Origin of the sequence: Escherichia sp. AM3 (genome assembly GCF_032029835.1) — a bacterium.
Lineage (GTDB): Bacteria > Pseudomonadota > Gammaproteobacteria > Enterobacterales > Enterobacteriaceae > Escherichia > Escherichia coli.
Window position 1 is genome coordinate 1 of record NZ_JAVUPQ010000197.1, and the last position, 2,493, is coordinate 2,493.

A 2,493-nucleotide genomic window follows, 5' to 3' on the forward strand; every position below is an offset into this window, starting at 1 on the left:
AGACTAACCGCATCAGCCGATTTAAATAATTGAGCAGTGGTAGAACGAAGACTTTCGGGAGTAACTCCCAACAGTGCGGCAACCTTAATGAGGTTTTCATCACTAACAATCATCGTTTCCCCGTCTTTGCTGATAATCATTTCTTGTTTCATAAATAACGTTCCTGTTAGTGCCAGACAAATAAAAAGCCCCAATGCCGTAAGAGGTTAATTCTGACCAGCAAAGGGGCTTTAACGTGCGGGCAATTACATAATTGATAAGTTAAACTATAAGAGGATTAAACATATCAGCAAATACACTTTTTAAATATACTTGATGATATGCTTAAAGGATGAATATCAGATCTTAGAAGGAAGGCTCTTAGGAGTTGCCCCTGGAATCACTAAGATCTGATATTCTGGATGCGGTGGCTAACCGCTGCCTGTTTTTGCTGTGGATGCAACAAAGTAAGGCTTTAAGGAATCACTATTCCAATTCTCATCTACTCACAGATTAAATTTTAATAGGATTAACTACACCAACAATAATCTACCGTTTCAGAAAAAGCGTTTTTACAACCAAAGATTATAGATTTGCAGTCTATAAAACCCGTTTTGCTATCAATATTTCCAAAGGTTATTGCACAATTCTTAGCTAAACTCTCTCTGCTTGCGGCTAACGCTATGCAGATGATTGTTTTTGACAACAACTTAATAGATTATTCTGTTACTAACTTCCGTCATTAAATAAGAGTTTAATGATGTTAGTAAATAGTTATAAAATATAACTATCAGTGTAAGGCTCTTTAATGTTTTCGGACAAAATAAGGAGCTTTAGGATAAGCATAGATGAAAAATAAGAGCGGGAAGGGCAAGGAGATAACACCTACCCGCTTTTATCAAAATTAAGCACAATGCCTAACAACATTCATCAACACAACGTAGAAACAATCAACAATCAAAGAGGGAGTTATGATTATTCTAAAACTTCTTGAGAGATGGAAGGTAATATTTGTTAGAGGTTAATGCCACTCAACCTTTGAGGCTATCACCTTCCATATGCAGGGATTTATGACAGTAGAAGGATTAACACCAACTAAAATCTTTTTATCTACCCCTAAAATTATTATATAACAAAATCATTATAAATGCAAATAATTTTCATTATCATTTAGAGAAAATAGCACTTTTTGCTAAATCATCTACTAATTGCTGAATCTCTTCACTTGCAACCTTTAACGTGGTGGCGATGTCTGTGATGATTTGATTACACTGTTTTGCATCGTCCTCTGATACGCTCACCAGAGAGATAAAATCGTCAAGGCTTACATTCACCTTCATTAAGCTAATAACGCATTGAGAGAGCGTGTAATCGCATAAATCTGAATAGGCTTGATTTATTCTTGTTTGTAGTGAGATAGTCAGATCTAAAAGTTGTTCCATTGCATTGCTAATATCTTCTTCCATTATGCGTATTCTCCTTGTAATGCATCATTAATCATATTCAATACGATGTTAAAAGGTGTCTTGAGCGTCAGCACTTCATCACGGTAACGCTCTAATGCTTCGTAGTCTTCTGTTTCTTTTGCCAGCCGAATTAACTCTGCATAGTTTTTTGCATCAGACAGGATCATCTGAAATAATTGTGTTTCTTGAATATAGCCAATCATTATTTTTCCTTTTTTGAATATTTTCATTGGGCGCTTATACATACACCCATCATTTTATTAGTTAGAACGTTTGTTAGAAGCTAATGTATCTTCTAAATGAGCCATCAGATCGACTTCCGATGCACCACCTACACAATTATTGAAAGCGTTAAATCCCAAAAAATGATGATAGGAGCTAAACCCTAAAAGCTGCCAACGTTTCAGAGTGCCATCAGAAATGATAGTTTGTTTTCTTGTTCTTGGGCGAAAGTAAACGCCTGGCATTGATTGGATTATTTCTAATTCTTCATCACTTAATTCAGGGGATTCTGTTTCAAGAATAAAGATTATCTCTTCCCCTGGAATTTCGTTATTGGTGTGTGTCGGTGGACGTTGTCTTTTTGAATTGAAATTACTGTTTTTTTCAATACGTTTTAAGTTGTTCTTTTTCTTTCTTCCCATTTTTCCCTCTTTTTATGTGGATTATAAAAACTGGACGCCATTGTTACGATGAATATCGCCATAAATGCATTTGCCATATGTATTGCCCGATCTGTTGTTATTGATTGTTTGTGAGAAACAATTCAAAATCTTTGTTTAATTTCAAAAGACGAAATGTAGTGCTGTTAATCCCTTCATAATCCAGCACACCGAACGATGTAAAATGATTTAACCAATGATTTACGTGTTGTGCGCTGTAGCCGCCTAAACTACAAAAGCTAACCACTGTCGGTGGTGAAAACTCTATGTCCAAAATAGCTTTTAAAATGTTGTATCCGCTTTCAGTTATTTCAATAGTTTTGTTTCGTATAGTGTTGTTATAAGTCATTTATTATCGTTAGAAGGGTAGTGAATCTTATATTTTG

General features: G+C 35.1%; 3 protein-coding genes. All 3 read right to left on the reverse strand.

The window, feature by feature from the left end; genetic code table 11:
• Window positions 1–1,145 precede the first annotated feature (1,145 nt).
• Genes RTW80_RS23990 through RTW80_RS24000 form a run of 3 tightly spaced genes read right to left on the reverse strand, consistent with a single transcriptional unit; the run spans window position 1,146 to window position 2,089 of the window.
• Window positions 1,146–1,445 carry a hypothetical protein gene (locus tag RTW80_RS23990; RefSeq protein ID WP_000390662.1) on the reverse strand — a complete coding sequence of 100 codons (300 nt, stop codon included), beginning with the start codon at window positions 1,443–1,445 and terminating at the stop codon, window positions 1,146–1,148.
• Window positions 1,445–1,648 (reverse strand): hypothetical protein, encoded by a 204-nt coding sequence (locus RTW80_RS23995; RefSeq protein WP_000580786.1) that lies wholly within the window; start codon window positions 1,646–1,648, stop codon window positions 1,445–1,447. Before RTW80_RS23995 ends, RTW80_RS23990 begins: the two co-directional genes overlap by 1 nt.
• A 57-nt stretch (window positions 1,649–1,705) precedes the next feature.
• Complete coding sequence (locus RTW80_RS24000; protein ID WP_000532776.1) at window positions 1,706–2,089, reverse strand: hypothetical protein; 384 nt, start codon at window positions 2,087–2,089, stop codon at window positions 1,706–1,708.
• Window positions 2,090–2,493 lie beyond the last annotated feature (404 nt).